Source organism: Hyphobacterium sp. CCMP332 (assembly GCA_014323545.1).
In the GTDB taxonomy this organism is placed as follows: domain Bacteria; phylum Bacteroidota; class Bacteroidia; order Cytophagales; family CCMP332; genus CCMP332.
Window position 1 is genome coordinate 1,529,334 of sequence record CP058647.1, and the last position, 17,427, is coordinate 1,546,760.

Below are 17,427 nucleotides of genomic sequence, written 5' to 3' on the forward strand. Positions count from 1 at the left end.
AGAAAATTATTAAAAGTATAACATGTTAGTAATCAAAAGAGACGGGAGACGAGAGTCTGTCCGATTCGACAAAATCACCACCCGAATTGAAAAACTTTGCAATGGTCTTGATATGGATTATATCAAACCCATTGAAATCGCCAAAAAAGTAATCGACGGATTATACGATGGCGTAACGACCGAACAATTGGACCGATTGGCTGCAGAAACAGCCGCTTCAATGACCGTTAGGCATCCCGATTATGCCAAACTTGCTGCGAGAATTGAAGTGTCTAATTTGCATAAAAGAACTTCTTCTTCCTTTTCCAATACCATGAAGAGAATGTATTCTTATGTTGACCCGAAAACCGGGGACAATGCACCTCTTCTTTCAAAAGAAACTTATAAAGTAATCAAAGACAATGCTGCAAAACTCGACGCAGCCATTGATTACGAGAGAGATTTTACTTACGATTTTTTCGGCTTTAAAACACTGGAAAGATCCTACCTTATGAAACTCGACGGAGCCATTGTGGAAAGACCACAACACATGCTCATGAGAGTTTCTATTGGTATCCACGGCGATGATCTGGATGCTGCTATCGAAACCTATAATTTGTTATCGGAGAAGTGGTTTACACACGCTACTCCGACTTTGTTTAATGCTGGTACACCTAAACCACAATTGTCGAGCTGTTTTCTTCTAACCATGAAGGATGACAGCATTGATGGTATTTATGACACATTAAAGCAATGTGCAAAAATATCACAATCGGCCGGTGGTATAGGTCTGAGCATTCACCATGTAAGAGGAAAAGGAAGTTATATCAGAGGAACAAACGGAACCTCAAACGGCATTGTGCCGATGCTCAGAAATTTTGATATGACAGCGCGTTATGTGGATCAGGGCGGAGGAAAGAGAAAAGGCAGTTTTGCCATTTATCTCGAGCCATGGCATTCTGATGTTTTCGAATTTCTCGAGCTAAAAAAGAATCACGGGAAAGAAGAAATGAGAGCAAGAGATCTCTTCTACGCACTTTGGGTTCCTGATTTGTTTATGAAGCGTGTTCAGGACGATGATGTATGGTCTTTGTTTGATCCTAATGAGGCTCCAGGACTTGCCGATACCTATGGGGAAGAATTTGAGAAGCTTTTTGAAAAATACGAACGCGAAGGAAAATACAGAAAGCAAATAAGAGCGCAGGAATTGTGGTTTGCCATCCTCGAATCGCAAACGGAAACCGGTACGCCTTATATGCTTTTTAAAGATGCTGCGAATAACAAGTCAAATCAAAAGAACTTGGGTACCATTCGCTCTTCCAACCTATGTACAGAAATTATTGAATATACCGCCCCGGATGAGGTGGCTGTTTGTAATTTGGCTTCCATTGCCCTTCCGAAATACATCAAAGAAGATGGCAATTTTGATCATGAAAAACTTTATGAGGTCGTTTATACCGTGACAAAAAATCTCAATAAAGTCATCGATGTCAATTATTATCCTGTGGAAGAGGCGCGCAATTCCAATATGCGTCACCGTCCAATAGGATTGGGTGTTCAGGGTTTAGCTGATACTTTCATTTTGATGAATTATCCATTTGAAAGTGAAGAAGCGAAAAAACTAAATAGGGAAATATTTGAAACCATTTATTTCGCTGCCATGACTTCTTCCAAAGATTTGGCTATCAAGGAAGGCCCATATGAAACCTTTAAAGGCTCTCCTGTTTCAAAAGGAATTTTCCAATTTGATATGTGGGGAGTTACACCTGATTCCGGAAGATGGAATTGGGAAAGTCTGAAAAGAGAAGTGAAAAAACACGGTGTTAGAAATTCCCTTCTTTTAGCTCCTATGCCAACGGCCAGTACAGCACAAATATTGGGCAATTGTGAGGCCTTTGAGCCCTATACCAGCAACCTGTATTTAAGAAGAGTACTTTCGGGTGAATTTGTTGTGGTCAACAAACATTTGATGAGAGACCTTATAAAAGCGGGTTTGTGGAATGAAGAAATGAAAAATGAACTCATTTCAGAGAATGGTTCTGTTCAAAAGATCTCCAGTATTCCTCAGGAAATAAAAGATCTGTACAAAACCGTTTGGGAAATCAGTCAGAAAACCATCATCGACATGGCCGCAGATAGAGGTGCTTATATCTGCCAAAGCCAGAGTTTGAACATCCATATGCAGAACCCGAATTTCGGAAAGCTGACCTCAATGCATTTCTATGCATGGCAGAAAGGTTTGAAAACAGGTATGTATTATCTGAGAACCAAAGCCGCAACGGATGCCATCAAATTTACGGTAGACAAAAAATCTCTTGCCAAGCCCATGGCTACAAAAGAGGAAGTGATCGCGCAAAATCAGGCGGACATGTCTTGTTCACTAGACAACCCTGATGAATGCGAAGCTTGTGGTAGTTGATTTTTCATTTGGTGTGTACCCCTAAATAAATTTTAGGGTTAAACCCCTGCAGTGCTTGGCAGGGGGTTTTTTTAGTCTTTTATAAACTTCTGAACATGGACCTGTCCGGAACTGAGTGTTTTCAATATGTAAACACCTTGTTGAAAATCACTTGTATTCAAATTGGCATTTGTAGCCTTGATTTCTACATCCATTAGCAATTGTCCGTTGGTATTAAAAATAGATACCTGATCAATTTCAATTGCCGAAGAAATACTCAACTGATCTTTTACAGGATTGGGGTATATGGAAAAGGCATTTTCTGTAATTGCTTCCAAAGCAACGGGGCTTGCCGCAGCACCGTATACATTATCAAAATAAATAATGTTATCAGAACTTCTGCCTCCCAAATCAAAATCGGGGAAAATTACGATCTGATCGTAGGTCGTGTCCATGTGAGAAGAAAAATCAAAAGTGAGTTGTTCCCACTGATTCGTTAATGTATTGGCAATTTTGATCTCACCTAATGACCAGCTATCCACTCTTACCAGTTTAATACCGACATCGCTAATCACATCTTTCCATACCATAATTCGTATTGTTGAATTGCTCGGATTAATGGTCCAGGACCCTATTCCCGCACCGTGCAAAGATTCACATCCCGCCCATGGGTTTCCCGTTTGTCTTGCGGTAAATTTGGCTACTGTTGCCGAGGTATTTATTCCTGATGGATCCGGATTGGCTACTATCTCCAAAGGTGGATTATCGGTGTTTTCAAAAACGGCCCAATTCCAGTTGGCGCCATGACCGCCTGTTTCAAAATCAATTGGAATGTTTTGTGCATTTAAAAGCAGAGCAGGAAATAGACTTAAAATTGTAATGTAAATTTTTCTCATAATTGTTGGTTAAATTTTTAGAAGATGTAAGGTAGACCAAAATTTATCTCTTGAATTGCAATACGAGGAGTTGATGTATATTAAATGTATTATTTGTGGGCCTGACTGTAATAAATACATCAATGATGTACAATTTATACATCTTAGTTTCTGAAATACTATTTTTGATAATTGTGATAAAGAATATAATCGTGTATGAAAACAAAAAATGAAATAATTACCAATTGGTTGCCCAGATACACCGGCCAGCCGCTTGAATTTTTTGGCCATTATATATTGCTGACCAACTTTTTAAATTATGTAGAACTCTTTTGTGAAATACACAAGGTTGAACTCAAAGGCAGCAGCAATAGCATGCAATGTGCCACGGCAGGAGAAATAAGCATTATCAATTTTGGAATGGGAAGTGCCAATGCGGCCACGGTCATTGACCTTTTAAAAGCCATCAATCCTAAAGCCGTTTTATTTCTGGGAAAATGCGGAGGCCTGAAAAAGAAAAACCAGGTCGGTGATCTCATTTTGCCAATTGCAGCCATAAGAGGCGAGGGAACGAGTAATGATTATATGCCTAGTGAGGTGCCGGCTCTCCCCGCTTTTGCCTTGCAAAAAGTAATTTCAACAGCCATTAGAGAATATGGCCACGATTACTGGACCGGAACGGTATATACCACCAATCGACGCATTTGGGAACACGATAAGGTCTTTAAAAAATACCTCAAAAAACTGCGTGCTATGGCCATCGACATGGAAACAGCCACCATATTTACCGTTGCATTTTCCAATGAAATTCCGGTTGGTGCACTGCTTTTAGTATCGGATATCCCAATGATCCCCGAGGGTGTTAAAACCGATGAAAGTGATAAAAAAGTGAGCGAGCAATATGTCAGAACTCATTTGGAAATAGGCATTGAGTCGCTAAATAAATTGATTCATCGCGCTGAGACGGTAAAGCATTTGAAATTTTAAAATGGCGTTAAGATGACAATCTTACACAGTTCATTTCCATAATTTTCTTTTATGCGAAATTCAATAATCTTACTGAGCATCTTTCTTTATAATTCATTGATGGTTTTTGCCGGAAATCCTGAAGAACTGGGTAAGGTCGAATGGTTGCGAAATTATGATCTTGCTATTTCCAAATCAAAAGCGGTCAATAAACCGGTATTAATACTATTTCAGGAAGTACCCGGTTGTGCGACATGCAGAAATTATGGCCATAATGTTCTCAGTCATCCGCTAATGGTAGAGGCCATCGAAAATGAATTTATTCCATTGGCTATTTATAATAATAAAGCCGGAAAAGATGCAGAGGTCTTAAAAAAATACAATGAACCCAGCTGGAATAATCCCGTGGTGAGAATCGTAAATGAGAAGGGCGAATCCATTATAAATCGAATCGCCAGTGATTATTCAGCTAAAGGTTTGTGTTCCGGCATGATCACAGCATTAAAAAAATCAGGGAAATCCATACCCGCCTATCTGAACCTCTTAGATGAAGAACTCAGCGCTGATTTACTAAGCAATAAAAAGGAAGCCTATTATAAAATGTATTGCTTTTGGTCGGGAGAAAAGCAATTGGGATCCGTTACGGGCGTACTCAATACAGAATCCGGTTTTATTGGTTCTGCAGAAATAGTAAAAGTGACATACAATCCGCAAAAAGTAGATGAACAGACATTGCAGGCATTTGCAAATAAAAATGCCATGGAAGAAGTCGGAGAAAACGATGGCTTTAAATTAGCTACCGGTGATTTGCACTATTATTTGCAACATTCGAATTATAAATATTTGCCACTGAGCGATTTGCAAAAGACCAAAATCAATTCGGCTTTGGGAAGAAAGGTTAATGCTGAAATATATTTGAGTCCCATGCAGAAAAAGTGGTTAAACGACATTCAATCATCTCCGGAAATATATCAAGTCCTCTTTGACAAACAAATTGATAAGGCATGGGCTATTATAGAAAAAACAGGATTATAATTCATTGAGATCTACTTTGTTGTTAAATAGACTCCAAGATCTCTCGCTGCGCTTCCCTCTTGGAGTGACGGTCTAATGGGGTTAAATGCTAAAAAATTTCCGTCTTTCCAAGATTCCGATAAATATTGGAGTTCGGTCTCAAAGTTATTGAGATCTCCCTTATTGTTAAATAGACTCCAGGAACTCTCGCTGCGCTTCAGTCTTGGAGTGACGGTATAATAGAGTTTAATGCTAAAAAATAACCGTCATTCCAAGATTCCGATAAATATTGGAGTTCGGTCTCAAAATTATTGAGATCTCCCTTATTGTTAAATAGACTCCAGGAACTCTCGCTGCGCTTCCGTCCTGGAGTGATGGTATAATAGGGTTTAATGCTAAAATATAATCGTCATTCCAAGATTCCGATAATTATTGGAGTTCGGTCTCATAATTATTGAGATCTACTCTAATGTTGAATAGACTCCAAGAACTCTCGCTACGCTTCCGTCTTGGAGTGACGGCAAAATGGGGTTAAATGCTAAAAAATAACCGACATTCCAAGATTCCGTATGTCCCCGAACTTTTCGCGGCATTGAAATAAGTCGAATTTTTATTTCTAAATATTTAATCGTAATATTGCGATGTAACTTTTAACAATGGGAATTACAAAAGCACAATTATTTACCGAATCTCAGAATGATATAGCACTGGCGGCCAAGGCATTTTCCCATCCTGCAAGAGTGGCGATTATCGAATATCTTTTAAAGACCAATGCCTGTATCAATGGAGATCTGGTCAATGAACTAGGTCTGGCGCAAGCCACCATCTCTCAACACCTGAGAGAACTTAAAGACATTGGAATTATTCAGGGCACAGTTGAAGGAGTGAAAATGAATTATTGTATCAATCACGCAAGATGGAAGGAGATCAAAAATCAGTTCAATCAAATTTTTGAACGATTTGAATGTGATATACCCAATTGTTGCTAAAAAAATTTACTATTAATCATCGCTATATTGCAATAAATCAAATAATATGAAAAACTCAGAGGAACTTAAGCAAATCGTAAAAGACAAATACTCCAAAATTGCGACACAGGAGATTGAAGTCAATAAAGCTTCCTGTTGTGGTGCAACGGTAACTTCAAAAGAGGTTTATAACATAATGTCCGAAGACTATAATCAATTGGAGGGCTATGCTTCTGAAGCCGATTTGGGTCTCGGATGTGGATTACCCACCCAATTTGCAAAAATAAATAAAGGTGATACCGTGATCGATCTGGGTTCAGGTGCGGGAAACGACTGTTTTGTGGCGCGTCATGAATGCGGATCGGAAGGCAAAGTCATTGGTATCGACTTTACAAGAGAAATGATAGACCGAGCCAGGCAAAATGCCGAAAAACTGAATTTTAACAATGTTGAATTCAGAGAAGGTGATATCGACAATATGCCGGTAAATGATAATGTCGCCGATGTTATCGTAAGCAATTGTGTTTTGAACCTCGTTCCCAATAAGAAAAAGGTGATCGCAGAAATTTTTAGAACCCTAAAACCGGGAGGGCATTTTAGCATTTCGGATATTGTATTGGTCGGTGAATTGCCTGAAGCATTAAAAGAAGATGCGGAAATGTATGCGGGTTGCGTGGCAGGTGCCATTCAGAAAGATGATTATATACAATTCATTGAACAGGCCGGATTCAAAAATATCATTATCCAAAAGGAAAGTTCGATTGAAATTCCCAATGATATTCTAAGCAAGTATTTGAGTGAAACTGAAATGGCCGAATTCAATCGTGGCGGTAGCGGTATTTTTAGCATTAGTGTATATGCAGAAAAACCGGGTGAAAAATCCAAATCAAATATAAAAAGCGAAGAAATTGCCCAAGAGGCCTGTTGTGAACCCGGATCGGGCTGTTGCTAATCCAGAATATTCAGAAACTCTTTTAAAGATTTTTTTAAAAGCGCATTTGCAGGATTAGTTTTAACCAGGACTTTAAGGCCATTGTAATAGGAATATAAAATAAATGCAATGGCTTTGGGGTCCTTTTCTTTTGGGATTTTGCCATGCTCCTGTCCTCTTTTGATAAATTCCTGAAAGTGATTTTGTATCAATGCTCTTGTATCATCCAATAATTGCTCAAGTTCTTTTTCTCCCGGTATCAACTCAGCAATAGTATTTACAATAAAACAGCCTTTTTTATCCTTATCCTTTACTGACTCATCGATGGCATTCTCAAAAAATCGGCCCAAGGAATCTTTCGGGTCCAGTTCAGTATCCAGGCTATCGTTTAATTTTTCGGTGTATTCAAAAATATAAAGCTCAAAAGCCATTTTGAACAAGCCCCATTTATTGCCAAAAGTATCGTATATGCTCGCGCGGTTTATGCCCAAATGATCAACCAAATCCTGCATGGATGTTGCGTGATATCCTTTTTTCCAAAAAAGTAATTCGGCCTTTTTCAGGACTTTATTCTTATCAAAAGCTTTAGATCTTGGCATTTTTATTTTCGAAGCGTTTATAAAGTTAATTCATTTAGAATTATCATTCCAATTCAATTCTATAATTATTACTTTATTTAAAGAGATGAAATGTTTTATTTATGGTTTTAAAAGGCCATTCTGTTTATAAGTCTATATGCCAAAAAGCATTGTAAATGATATTGACCAAGCCGCTTTGCAAAAAATTGATCCCCTGTTTATAAGCATTCAAATGAGATACGCTTCCCCACCGAATTGGCAAAGAACAACCGGTTTTAAAACATTATGTCAAATTATCCTCGAACAACAGGTCAGTCTGGAATCCGCAAGAGCTCATTTTAATAAATTGGAATCCATAGTATCTGAATTCTCCCCTGAACATATTATTTCCCTGAGTGATAAAGAAATGAGAAATGCACAGATCAGTCGACAAAAAGCCTCCTATCTTAAAAATCTTTCGAATGCCATTCTGGAAAAAACTCTGGACCTCGGTGAATTGAAATTTAATTCCGAAAAAGAGATCAGAGAGAAGCTCACGGCAATTAAAGGAATCGGAAATTGGACCTCAGAGGTTTATCTGATGTTTTGTCTTCAGTTTAAGGACATAATGCCAATTGGTGATGTGGCCATAGTCAATACTATAAAGGAATTGAAGGGATTGGAAAGTCAGGAAGAAATCCTGGAATACACCGAAAAATGGAAACCCTATAGAAGCCTGGCCAGTTTTTATTTGTGGCACTATTATTTGTGCAAAAGAAATCGAAACGCGGATAGTTTTATTTAAATATTTCAAAATATGAGAAAAGAAGAAACCATTCTTTGCCTTCACCCAAAAGGAAAAAAAGGGGTCAATATCTTGAAAAGAAGATATGATTTTATAGCCGAATACATTCTCAAAACCATTAGAAATGAAAAGGTAATAAGTTTTGAGGCGCTTTGCGATAAGGCCGAACAAGAAATTGCACCTGATTTTGACGGTAAAATACTGTGGTACATGGTCACCGTCAAATTGGATCTTGAAGCCAGAAAACTGATAGAGCGAATTCCAAAAACCTCACCCCATGAATTGCGCTTGGTAAATCAATAGGGAATCTAAGTTTTAGCAATTCTCATTTTTATCCGGATTGTCAAAAAGTTGAGATTCATCCTCATTGCGATCCGTCAAACACTTGAAGTCTTTTTCAACCAGTATAATTATTTCTTCACCCGAATTACAGACAATGGTATTTTCTATTCCCACCCGATCTGATCCAGCCCATTGTTTGACATCGGTCAGGGGAAGATCAATACGCAGTTCATTTTTTACAAAACTGGCCTTGGGAATTAAGGTATTGGCGTCACTATGAATTGAATAATGAAAATTGTCTTTTTCAAAGGGGTTTAAAGGCAAAACAGATTGCACTTGATGAACTTCAGCTAATGCGTAAACCTCAGGTTCGCTTAATCGCAATCGTATTTTATTACCCAATAATCGCAGTTTCATAAGATTTCCAGGTATTCCGTTCCTGAATATACATTGAATCGATCATTTCTGGAAAATCCAATCAGGATTAATTTATTTTCTTTTGCCAAATCCACAGCCAGGCTCGAAGGTGCTCCAACAGCCACCATCAATCTAAAACCGGCCATCAGGGCTTTCTGAACAAGTTCAAAGCCCGCCCTTCCGCTCACCCATAACAAATGCTTTTGTTCTGAATTGAAATTTTGCGCAGCCGCAATTCCTATGATTTTATCGACGGCATTATGTCTTCCGATGTCTTCGCGTAATGCCAGCAATTCACCATTTTTTGAAAATATGGCTGCGGCATGCAATCCGCCGGTATAATTAAATACTTCCTGAGCATTTTTTACTTTGTCACTTAAGGCATCGATGAAGGATTTCTCTATAGCGACTTTGTTTAAACTGCGTTTGGGAATTTGACAGGCAATATTTTCCAAAGCACTTTTCCCGCAAACACCACAACTTGATGAACTGTAAAAATGCCTTTGTAATTTCTCCCATTCAATATTGACCTCATCTTTAAGTATGGCCCTTATTACATTGCCCTCTTCTTCAAGAGCGACTTGCAAGCAATGTTTTATGGATATGACTTCTCCGGGATTGTTAATAATGTTTTCGGTTAAAAGGAATCCCATGGTTAGCTCCTCATCATTGCCGGGTGTTCGCATGGTTACAGACAAAGATTTTTCCACCCGTTTGGCACCTTGCAAAAAGCTTATCCTGATTTCCAAAGGCTCTTCAATAGCGAGCAGATCGGGCTTCTCGTCAACGCCGTCCGAATGATATTTAAAGGTATGTTTACTTTGTACTTTCAATTATTTGTTTGATTTCAATGCAATCAAAATTATTGTCACAATCAGAAATTTTGTTTTTCGAAAAAATGCAATGAGTATAAAATTAATTAAATTAGTGAGACTTAAGATTTAATTTTTTGACATGAAGACTGCAATTAAGTATTTTCTGTTTTCTATAACATTTCTCTTTTTAAGTCCTAAAAGCCAGGCGCAACTTTATAACAATTTCGATAATTCACAGGATTTTCAGGTTGTTATAGATTATAGCGACTCTATAAATATTTGGCAGATAGCCGATGCGGCAAAATTTCATGATTTCGTATCATGCGGAAATTATTCACTTGTTACGGACTCAGTGAATAATTATCCAAAGGGCGATACATCCTATGCCACTTTTAGAATTGATTCGATTTCAAATTTTTACAACTGGCCATTTGTGATCATGAATTGGGTCAATTTATTTCAGTTTGACTCATTAAATGCCGGCGGCTGGATTGAAATCTCTTACGATTCCGGTTCTTCCTGGTACAATGTTATTTCAGATACGAATTCGCATGCTGAATACATGGGCAGCCACATTCTGGATACTCTGAAAAATGGAGAAAAAACATTTTTTTGGGGAAAAAGTGATGGTTTTATATCGCCTACAACACAAAATAATCAATGGTCTTATGAAGGTATATGCTGGAGTATGAGCGATACGGCGAGTCTATTTGCTAAAAGTGAAGTCATCGATTTTCGCTTTGTATTTTGGAGCGATACCGGGGCAGCAGAACAGTTGGGCTGGGCAATTGACGATATAAGTTTTTTTCCCTCCTTTATTGATTTTCTTGGGAATAAATCAAAACCTGACAATGAATTACTGGATGTATATCCCAATCCCGTTAAAAATACTTTATTTTTTTATGATAAATCTGCAGAGTCGGGATCCAAAAATATTCGCATCGTATCAGCGGATGGGAAGGAAATTCTCCGAAAAAATACAAGCCAATCAAACATTGAATTGGATTTAAGTCAAATGGAATCTGGTATCTATTATTATATTTTTGAAAGAGGTTCTGAAAAAATAACGGGTAAATTTATTAAGCAATAAGAAGCCATTATTCTAAATCCTCATCCAATTCACCGAACTGCTGTCCTCCGAGCATAGAGCTTAAGAGATCCTTAAACTGTAGGCCTTTACCCAATTGCTTTTTACTCACCAGAGAGAATTCAGCCAATCCATGTAAGGCGAACTCCATATAAAAATTCAATTCTGATTTATCCGTTTTTTTGGCGTATTGCGCCACTAATTTTTTTAATTCAGGAACGGCATGAAGTGCTTTTTCATAGTCTTTGTCCGAAGTATCGGTAAGCATTTCAAGCGTATTTCCTTCCCCAAACCAGGCCACCACTTTGGCATATGGATTTGGCCGGTCGCTTTTCCTTTTTCTAAATTGTTCGGGGTCGGGAAAAATCTGAACAAATAACTTTCTTATAGTTTTGCCTATGATATTGTAGGCTACATCTCCGGCACCTTCCTGCTCACCTTCGTAAACCAATTCAACTTTCCCTGTAATCGCCGGGATCACTCCAATGAAATCGCCCACTCTTATCTGAGAATTTTTTTCACCGTTAATCAACATTCTTCTTTCGGCTGTTGCCATTAGATTTTCATAGGCAGAAATGGTAAGTCGGGCGGAAACTCCGGATTTTTCATCAATATACTCGCTTTGACGTGCTTCAAAGGCCAATTGCTCTATCATGTCCTTGGCAAGTTCGGGTATTCTTATGTTTTCACTAATCATTTCAGGAATCCTGGCCTCCTGGCTTGTTATCTTTTTTCCGACTTCTATGTCTTCGGGATAATGTGTGATGATCTGAGAGTCAATTCTATCCTTCAAAGGCGTTACAATACTTCCGCGATTCGTATAATCTTCGGGATTGGCTGTAAATACAAACTGGATATCGAGCGGCAGACGCAATTTAAATCCTCGAATCTGAATATCTCCTTCCTGCAAGATATTGAATAGGGCCACCTGAATTCTCGCCTGTAAATCCGGCAGCTCATTGATTACAAAAATACCTCTGTGCGATCTCGGGATTAATCCGTAATGAATAACGCGCTCATCTGAATAGGGCAATTTTAATGTAGCCGCTTTTATAGGGTCTACATCTCCAATCAGGTCGGCAACTGTTACATCCGGGGTGGCGAGCTTTTCCGTATATCTCTCATTTCTGTGAATCCATACGATCGGCGTATGATCTCCATGCTCCGACACCATATCTCTTCCCTGTCTTGAAATAGGATGTAAAGGGTCATCGTGAATTTCAGTCCCCTTTATTGCAGGGATATATTCATCGAGCAAAGCAATCATTAATCTTGCCATTTTTGTTTTGGCCTGCCCTCGCAATCCCAGTAAATTGATATTATGTCTTGCCAGAATTGCCCTTTGCAGATCGGGTATAACTGTGTCATCATAACCGTAAATGCCTTCGAAAACCGTCTCCTTTTTTTGAAGTTTCTTGATCAGGTTATTTCTCAGTTCGTTTTTTATAGATACACTTTCGTAGCCAATGGCTTTTAAGTCTCCGAGCGTATGTATTGCGGTCAATTCCTTTACCGGAATATTATCAATCTGCATTATAATTTTTGATTAAAATTTCTTTCTTCTGTTTTTTTGATAGTCCTGAAAGATCATATGACCCAAACCTTTCAGACTTGAATAATAGGCCTTGCCTCCATTAACCGTTGAAAATTCTTCGACAAATTGTTTCAAATACGGGTCTGAAGCAATCATAAATGTAGTGATCGGAATTTTCAATTTTCGGCATTGCCTTGCAAGGTTAAAAGTTTTATTCAGGATTTTTTGATCAAGCCCAAAACTGTTTTTATAATACCTCAGACCTTCTTTTATACAAGTTGGTTTACCATCGGTAATCATAAATATTTGTTTATTGCTGGTTTTTCGTCTTCGTAAAATATCCATGGCCAATTCCAAACCTGCCACCGTATTGGTATGATAGGGCCCTACCTGTAAATAGGGTAAATCCCTGACCTGGATTTGCCAGGCATCATTGCCAAAAACGATGATATCAAGGGTATCCTTAGGGTATTTCTGTTTCATCAATTCAGCCAGGGCCATGGCCACTTTTTTTGCCGGTGTGATCCTGTCTTCACCGTAAAGCACCATGGAATGCGAAATATCTATCATCAGGACCGTTGAAGTGATGGTCTTATATTCTTTTTCGGCCACCTGAAGATCATTTTCTGTGATCATGAAATCCCCAATACCGTGATTGATCTGAGCATTTCTTATGGAATCGGTCATGGAGATCTGATCCATTGAATCGCCAAATTTATAATCTCTCAAATCCGGAGTGATCTCACCCGTTGGTCCCGTATCATTGGTGCGGTGATCGCCTTTTCCCGATTTTTTAAGTTTTCCAAAGATTTCTTCCAGGGCAGAACGCCGAATTTCCAATTCTGTTTTCGCAGTTATTCTCAAACCGCCAGCCTCTTCATTGTCTTCTATATAACCTTTCTTTCTAAGATCTTCAATGAAATCTCCGATGCCATAATTATCATCTGTCAGATTGTATTGTTTGTCGAGCTGAGTCAGCCAGTTCAGGGCTTCACTTACATCGCCACCTGTCATGACCACCAATTGCTGAAAGATATTATTCAGACTTTCAAAGCTCGCATTAGCCGCTTTTTGTGGAGGAATAAATTTAGAAAACTGAAATCCTTTCAAATTATTCTATTTAACCAATCTTGATATTTCTTTAAAGGTATCGCTGCCAGCTTCTTTACAAAGTTCAAACAGAATTGATTCGGAACTGCTAATTCTGGCCCCTTCCTGTCTCATCCTATGTATAGCAATTTCCTTGTCCGATTGTTTTCTCGAAGAGACACAATCTTCAATTATAACAACATTCAATCCCCGGTTTTGCATATCGAGAAAAGTTTGCAGAACACAGACATGCGCTTCAATTCCGAATAAAATAATCTCTTTCTTTTTGGAATGAATGAGCTCGTCCAAAAATGATTCGCTTCCACAACATGAAAAGCTCATTTTTTCATGGCGCTTTAAGTCAGTAATGTAAGGGCTCAGTTCAGGAATAGTGCTTCCAAGGCCTTTCACATATTGTTCTGTCACCATAATCGGAACATTTAAAGCCTTCAGGCCCTGAATTAAAATGCCCGTCCTTTTTGCCATTTCCTCATGTTTGAAAATATGCGGAAATAAGCGTTCCTGAACATCTATTAAAACTGCCAAAGTATTGTCGCGATGAAATCTCATTTCTGTTAAATTTATATCGGAAATATAACAATAAATAAAGCGCATGAATTACATAGAATGGAAGGATTTTGAAAAAGTCGATATAAGGGTCGGGACGATTACCAAAGCCGAGCCATTTGAAAAAGCGCGCAAGCCTGCCTACAAATTATGGGTTGATTTGGGTGAGCTGGGCATTAAAAAATCAAGCGCACAGATAACTGAAAATTATACCTTGGATGAGCTTCGGGGAAAACAGGTCATCTGTGTTTGCAACTTTAGGCCAAAACAAATAGCGGATTTCATGTCGGAGGTATTGGTGACTGGGTTTGAGGATGAGTCAGGCAAGATAATATTAGCAAGTGTCACAAAGAAATTGCAGAACGGAAAGAAATTAAAATAATTAAAGAATAAAGGCCTAAATTTTTTAATTCTTCGATTCAGAATTGGCTCCCATATTTGTGCAATCGCACAACTTCCTAACCAATTTTGATTTTTTTTCACTTCCACATTGACAATAGACTTTCTATACCAACATATATATTATAATATATAAATTTATTATATTCGTAATCCCCATAACAGTTTGGCTATGAGAAACCTACGATTAACTCTCCTTAGCATTTGTTTGCTCCTATCCAGCTACATAAAAGCCCAGGAATCCATTTTAAGCTCTGGAAATACAATTACGGTTTCAAATGGAAGTATAAGCTATTCGATTGGTCAAAATTCATATAATTCATACTCAAGTGCCAGTGGTGAATTAAATGAAGGAGTCCAGCATCCATTTGAATTTTACGTTCTTTCAATTCGGACGATTTTGCCAGAAAATTCAATTGAAGTATTTCCAAATCCGGCAGGTGATTATTTAAATATTAGCATTTCGAAGATCTCATATAATAACTTGAGTTATGAGTTGCGTAATGCAAAGTCTACAATCATTGCATCTGGAAATTTTACAGCTTTCATTGAACAGATTAATATTTCAAATATCTCTAGCGGGATTTACTTCCTCGAGGTGTTTGAATCTGAAGAAAGTATTAAAACCTTAAAAATTATTAAGTCATGAAAAATCTTGTCATAATACTCAGCATTCTTTTGACTTATAGTTCATTGTTTGCACAAGCACCGGAAAATTTTAGCTATCAGGCTGTCATAAGAGATGCCAATAATGATTTGGTAACCAACTCAGCTGTTTCACTTCGTATGAGCATTCTCCAAGGTTCATCGACTGGTACTGCTGAATATGTCGAAACGCATAGTGTCTCTACCAATGATAATGGACTTATTTCAATTGCTATAGGTGGAGGAAACGTTGTTAGTGGAAATATCTCAACAATCGATTGGACACAGGGCCCCTATTTCATACAATCAGAAGTAGACCCAACCGGCGGAAGCACCTATACAATTAGTGGCACATCTCAACTCTTAAGTGTTCCTTATGCCATCCGAGCAAGTTCAGCCAATGAAAGCGATCCTCTATTTAGTTCTTCCATTGCCGCAGGCATTAGTGCCTCTGACACCACAAACTGGGGTTCAGAAAATGACCCAATATTCTCTTCTTCCGTGGCATCAGGAATTTCTTCTTCAGATACAGCGTCATGGAATTCCAAACTGGATAGTGAAGTTGATGGATCCATAACGAATGAGTTGCAATCACTTTCGAAGACCGGAAGTACAGTGACATTAAGCAATGGAGGAGGTAGTTTTAATGATGATGTAAATGTATATACCGGTGGGAATGGCATTAATGTCTCGGGTAGTAATGAAATATCCATTAATCTTTCAGAAATATTTCCAACCGGTATGATAATGCCATTTGCCGGAGACACATCACAAATTCCAAATGGTTGGCTGGTTTGCCATGGTCAGGCAATAGATCGTAGCACTTATCCTGATTTGTTTAACACGCTTGGAGTTATCTGGGGCGGAGGAAATGGAACTACAACTTTCAATGTACCTGATTTAAGAGGAAGGTTTTTAAGAGGAAAAGATTTTGGCTCTGGAAATGATCCGGACGCATCTACCAGGACAAGCTTATTTCCATTAGGATCTACGGGGGATAATGTAGGGAGTTATCAAAATGATGAATTTCTAAATCATAACCATGGTGGTGGAAATCATACACATACTATAAGGGGTGTCTCAGGAAGTTCAAATGGCGGTGTTGGTTCAATCCATACAAACACGAACAACACCAATCCATTTTCAACAGTTGATGGTTTTTCTTTTAGTGGAAACATTCTCAATACGAATGGTGGTTCTGAAACCCGTCCTATTAATGCTTATGTGAATTATATTATCAAAGATTAAAACTCGATAAACCAATTTATTCAATTGTCTGACTTTAAGCAGACCTGATTCTTTTGAATTATTTTCAATTCATTAGAGTTCATTAAATTCAATAGCTGAATCATTAAAGCATTCTTTTTTCAAATAATAATTTTAGCAGAATTTTTACATAAATTTGAACTAATCTAATATTATGCAGGATCAGTCTTCACTTTGGTTTCTAGAGAATGTCAACCTCTTCAACGTTTTTTGTCCTAAAAAATCGGGTGAGTCTGAAGCGTATAAACCAAAATCCTATAAAAAAAACGAATTCATCTATTTCCCCAATGATGCTTCGGATACCATTTATTTTATCCATCAGGGAAAAGTAAAAATCGGCTCTTATTCCGAAGACGGAAAGGAGATCCTAAAAGCTGTGCTCACACCGGGAGAACTCTTTGGCGAAATGGCGCTTATCGGTGAGGAAAAACGCAATGACTTTGCACAAGCCATAGAAAACGAAACTCAACTTTGCCCGCTTTCGCTGGCAGAAATGGAATCCATTCTTCTCGATAACAAGGAGCTGAGCATAAAACTGACAAAAATTATTGGATTGAGGCTAAGAAAAATTGAAAGACGTCTTGAATCACTGGTATTCAAAGATGCCAGAACCAGAATAGTCGATTTTATAAAGGAAATGGGTGAAGAGCGTGGACAAAAAGTAGGTTTTGAAACCCTAATCCGCAATCCGCTCACGCATCAGGATATGGCGAATCTTACTGGAACTTCCCGTCAAACTGTGACCACAGTTCTGAACGAGTTGAAAGAAAAGAATGTCATCAATTTTGACAGAAGAAGAATTCTTGTAAGAGACATGGCGCTTCTTAAATAGT

At 38.2% G+C, this 17,427-nt stretch carries 19 protein-coding genes; 12 read left to right on the forward strand and 7 right to left on the reverse strand.

What is annotated here, in order from left to right:
- Window positions 1-22 precede the first annotated feature (22 nt).
- A complete protein-coding gene (locus HZR84_06770) occupies window positions 23-2,398 on the forward strand; it encodes a ribonucleoside-diphosphate reductase subunit alpha (protein ID QNL21649.1) in 2,376 nt (791 codons plus the stop codon).
- Window positions 2,399-2,469: 71 nt separating this feature from the next.
- Here HZR84_06770 and HZR84_06775 read toward each other — a convergent pair whose 3' ends face one another.
- On the reverse strand, window positions 2,470-3,273 hold the full coding sequence (locus HZR84_06775) for a T9SS type A sorting domain-containing protein (protein QNL21650.1): 804 nt from the start codon (window positions 3,271-3,273) through the stop codon (window positions 2,470-2,472).
- A 195-nt stretch (window positions 3,274-3,468) separates the two neighbouring features.
- On the opposite strand from HZR84_06775, the gene HZR84_06780 reads away from it, so the two are divergent.
- From HZR84_06780 to HZR84_06795, 4 genes are all read left to right on the forward strand, one after another.
- Window positions 3,469-4,239, forward strand: a complete 771-nt coding sequence (locus tag HZR84_06780; GenBank protein ID QNL21651.1) for an AMP nucleosidase — start codon at window positions 3,469-3,471, stop codon at window positions 4,237-4,239.
- 51 nt (window positions 4,240-4,290) lie between these two features.
- Complete coding sequence (locus HZR84_06785) at window positions 4,291-5,253, forward strand: thioredoxin family protein (protein QNL21652.1); 963 nt, start codon at window positions 4,291-4,293, stop codon at window positions 5,251-5,253.
- A 635-nt stretch (window positions 5,254-5,888) separates the two neighbouring features.
- On the forward strand, window positions 5,889-6,221 hold the full coding sequence (locus tag HZR84_06790; protein ID QNL21653.1) for a winged helix-turn-helix transcriptional regulator: 333 nt from the start codon (window positions 5,889-5,891) through the stop codon (window positions 6,219-6,221).
- A gap of 46 nt (window positions 6,222-6,267) precedes the next feature.
- Window positions 6,268-7,152, forward strand: a complete 885-nt coding sequence (locus HZR84_06795) for an arsenite methyltransferase (protein QNL21654.1) — start codon at window positions 6,268-6,270, stop codon at window positions 7,150-7,152.
- Here HZR84_06795 and HZR84_06800 read toward each other — a convergent pair.
- Window positions 7,149-7,730: a TetR/AcrR family transcriptional regulator gene (locus HZR84_06800; GenBank protein QNL21655.1), complete on the reverse strand. Its 582-nt coding sequence runs from the start codon at window positions 7,728-7,730 to the stop codon at window positions 7,149-7,151. The genes HZR84_06795 and HZR84_06800 overlap by 4 nt on opposite strands.
- Before the next feature lie 136 nt (window positions 7,731-7,866).
- Here HZR84_06800 and HZR84_06805 point away from each other — a divergent pair, with 136 nt between their 5' ends.
- Both HZR84_06805 and HZR84_06810 read left to right on the forward strand, forming a co-directional pair.
- Complete coding sequence (locus HZR84_06805; protein QNL21656.1) at window positions 7,867-8,493, forward strand: DNA-3-methyladenine glycosylase 2 family protein; 627 nt, start codon at window positions 7,867-7,869, stop codon at window positions 8,491-8,493.
- A gap of 12 nt (window positions 8,494-8,505) precedes the next feature.
- The gene (locus HZR84_06810; protein ID QNL21657.1) at window positions 8,506-8,796 is read left to right on the forward strand and encodes a hypothetical protein; all 291 of its coding nucleotides are present in this window, start codon (window positions 8,506-8,508) and stop codon (window positions 8,794-8,796) included.
- A gap of 12 nt (window positions 8,797-8,808) precedes the next feature.
- Here the strand turns inward: HZR84_06810 and HZR84_06815 are convergent, their stop codons facing one another.
- Together HZR84_06815 and fdhD are read right to left on the reverse strand one after the other, a co-directional pair.
- Window positions 8,809-9,192, reverse strand: a complete 384-nt coding sequence (locus tag HZR84_06815; GenBank protein ID QNL21658.1) for a hypothetical protein — start codon at window positions 9,190-9,192, stop codon at window positions 8,809-8,811.
- Window positions 9,189-10,025 (reverse strand): formate dehydrogenase accessory sulfurtransferase FdhD, encoded by an 837-nt coding sequence (fdhD, locus tag HZR84_06820; protein ID QNL21659.1) that lies wholly within the window; start codon window positions 10,023-10,025, stop codon window positions 9,189-9,191. Before fdhD ends, HZR84_06815 begins: the two co-directional genes overlap by 4 nt.
- 121 nt (window positions 10,026-10,146) lie before the next feature.
- On the opposite strand from fdhD, the gene HZR84_06825 reads away from it, so the two are divergent.
- The gene (locus HZR84_06825; protein ID QNL21660.1) at window positions 10,147-11,097 is read left to right on the forward strand and encodes a T9SS type A sorting domain-containing protein; all 951 of its coding nucleotides are present in this window, start codon (window positions 10,147-10,149) and stop codon (window positions 11,095-11,097) included.
- 7 nt (window positions 11,098-11,104) lie between these two features.
- Here the strand turns inward: HZR84_06825 and HZR84_06830 are convergent, their stop codons facing one another.
- Genes HZR84_06830 through HZR84_06840 form a run of 3 tightly spaced genes read right to left on the reverse strand, consistent with a single transcriptional unit; the run spans window position 11,105 to window position 14,287 of the window.
- Window positions 11,105-12,628 (reverse strand): sigma 54-interacting transcriptional regulator, encoded by a 1,524-nt coding sequence (locus tag HZR84_06830; protein ID QNL21661.1) that lies wholly within the window; start codon window positions 12,626-12,628, stop codon window positions 11,105-11,107.
- Window positions 12,629-12,640: 12 nt separating this feature from the next.
- Window positions 12,641-13,738 (reverse strand): hypothetical protein, encoded by a 1,098-nt coding sequence (locus tag HZR84_06835; protein QNL21662.1) that lies wholly within the window; start codon window positions 13,736-13,738, stop codon window positions 12,641-12,643.
- A 6-nt stretch (window positions 13,739-13,744) separates the two neighbouring features.
- A complete protein-coding gene (locus HZR84_06840; protein ID QNL21663.1) occupies window positions 13,745-14,287 on the reverse strand; it encodes a hydrolase in 543 nt (180 codons plus the stop codon).
- Window positions 14,288-14,330: 43 nt separating this feature from the next.
- Here HZR84_06840 and HZR84_06845 point away from each other — a divergent pair, with 43 nt between their 5' ends.
- The 4 genes from HZR84_06845 to HZR84_06860 all read left to right on the forward strand — a co-directional run bounded on the left by HZR84_06845 (window position 14,331) and on the right by HZR84_06860 (window position 17,426).
- Complete coding sequence (locus HZR84_06845) at window positions 14,331-14,666, forward strand: tRNA-binding protein (protein ID QNL21664.1); 336 nt, start codon at window positions 14,331-14,333, stop codon at window positions 14,664-14,666.
- Window positions 14,667-14,855: 189 nt separating this feature from the next.
- On the forward strand, window positions 14,856-15,332 hold the full coding sequence (locus HZR84_06850; GenBank protein QNL21665.1) for a T9SS type A sorting domain-containing protein: 477 nt from the start codon (window positions 14,856-14,858) through the stop codon (window positions 15,330-15,332).
- Window positions 15,329-16,576, forward strand: coding sequence for a tail fiber protein (locus tag HZR84_06855; protein QNL21666.1), 1,248 nt, complete (start codon window positions 15,329-15,331; stop codon window positions 16,574-16,576). Before HZR84_06850 ends, HZR84_06855 begins: the two co-directional genes overlap by 4 nt.
- A 172-nt stretch (window positions 16,577-16,748) precedes the next feature.
- Window positions 16,749-17,426: a Crp/Fnr family transcriptional regulator gene (locus tag HZR84_06860; protein ID QNL21667.1), complete on the forward strand. Its 678-nt coding sequence runs from the start codon at window positions 16,749-16,751 to the stop codon at window positions 17,424-17,426.
- Window position 17,427 lies beyond the last annotated feature (1 nt).

What these genes read in the sequence shown, in the direction of transcription:
- HZR84_06855 (QNL21666.1), top strand. Translation starts at nt 15,329, where the DNA reads ATGAAAAATCTTGTCATAATACTCAGCATTCTTTTGACTTATAGTTCA.
- HZR84_06795 (QNL21654.1), top strand. Translation starts at nt 6,268, where the DNA reads ATGAAAAACTCAGAGGAACTTAAGCAAATCGTAAAAGACAAATACTCC.
- HZR84_06850 (QNL21665.1), top strand. Translation starts at nt 14,856, where the DNA reads ATGAGAAACCTACGATTAACTCTCCTTAGCATTTGTTTGCTCCTATCC.
- HZR84_06780 (QNL21651.1), top strand. Translation starts at nt 3,469, where the DNA reads ATGAAAACAAAAAATGAAATAATTACCAATTGGTTGCCCAGATACACC.
- HZR84_06805 (QNL21656.1), top strand. Translation starts at nt 7,867, where the DNA reads ATGCCAAAAAGCATTGTAAATGATATTGACCAAGCCGCTTTGCAAAAA.
- HZR84_06790 (QNL21653.1), top strand. Translation starts at nt 5,889, where the DNA reads ATGGGAATTACAAAAGCACAATTATTTACCGAATCTCAGAATGATATA.
- HZR84_06815 (QNL21658.1), bottom strand. Translation starts at nt 9,192, where the DNA reads ATGAAACTGCGATTATTGGGTAATAAAATACGATTGCGATTAAGCGAA.
- HZR84_06845 (QNL21664.1), top strand. Translation starts at nt 14,331, where the DNA reads ATGAATTACATAGAATGGAAGGATTTTGAAAAAGTCGATATAAGGGTC.
- HZR84_06825 (QNL21660.1), top strand. Translation starts at nt 10,147, where the DNA reads ATGAAGACTGCAATTAAGTATTTTCTGTTTTCTATAACATTTCTCTTT.
- HZR84_06830 (QNL21661.1), bottom strand. Translation starts at nt 12,628, where the DNA reads ATGCAGATTGATAATATTCCGGTAAAGGAATTGACCGCAATACATACG.
- HZR84_06770 (QNL21649.1), top strand. Translation starts at nt 23, where the DNA reads ATGTTAGTAATCAAAAGAGACGGGAGACGAGAGTCTGTCCGATTCGAC.
- HZR84_06810 (QNL21657.1), top strand. Translation starts at nt 8,506, where the DNA reads ATGAGAAAAGAAGAAACCATTCTTTGCCTTCACCCAAAAGGAAAAAAA.
- HZR84_06840 (QNL21663.1), bottom strand. Translation starts at nt 14,287, where the DNA reads ATGAGATTTCATCGCGACAATACTTTGGCAGTTTTAATAGATGTTCAG.
- HZR84_06775 (QNL21650.1), bottom strand. Translation starts at nt 3,273, where the DNA reads ATGAGAAAAATTTACATTACAATTTTAAGTCTATTTCCTGCTCTGCTT.
- HZR84_06800 (QNL21655.1), bottom strand. Translation starts at nt 7,730, where the DNA reads ATGCCAAGATCTAAAGCTTTTGATAAGAATAAAGTCCTGAAAAAGGCC.
- HZR84_06860 (QNL21667.1), top strand. Translation starts at nt 16,749, where the DNA reads ATGCAGGATCAGTCTTCACTTTGGTTTCTAGAGAATGTCAACCTCTTC.
- HZR84_06785 (QNL21652.1), top strand. Translation starts at nt 4,291, where the DNA reads ATGCGAAATTCAATAATCTTACTGAGCATCTTTCTTTATAATTCATTG.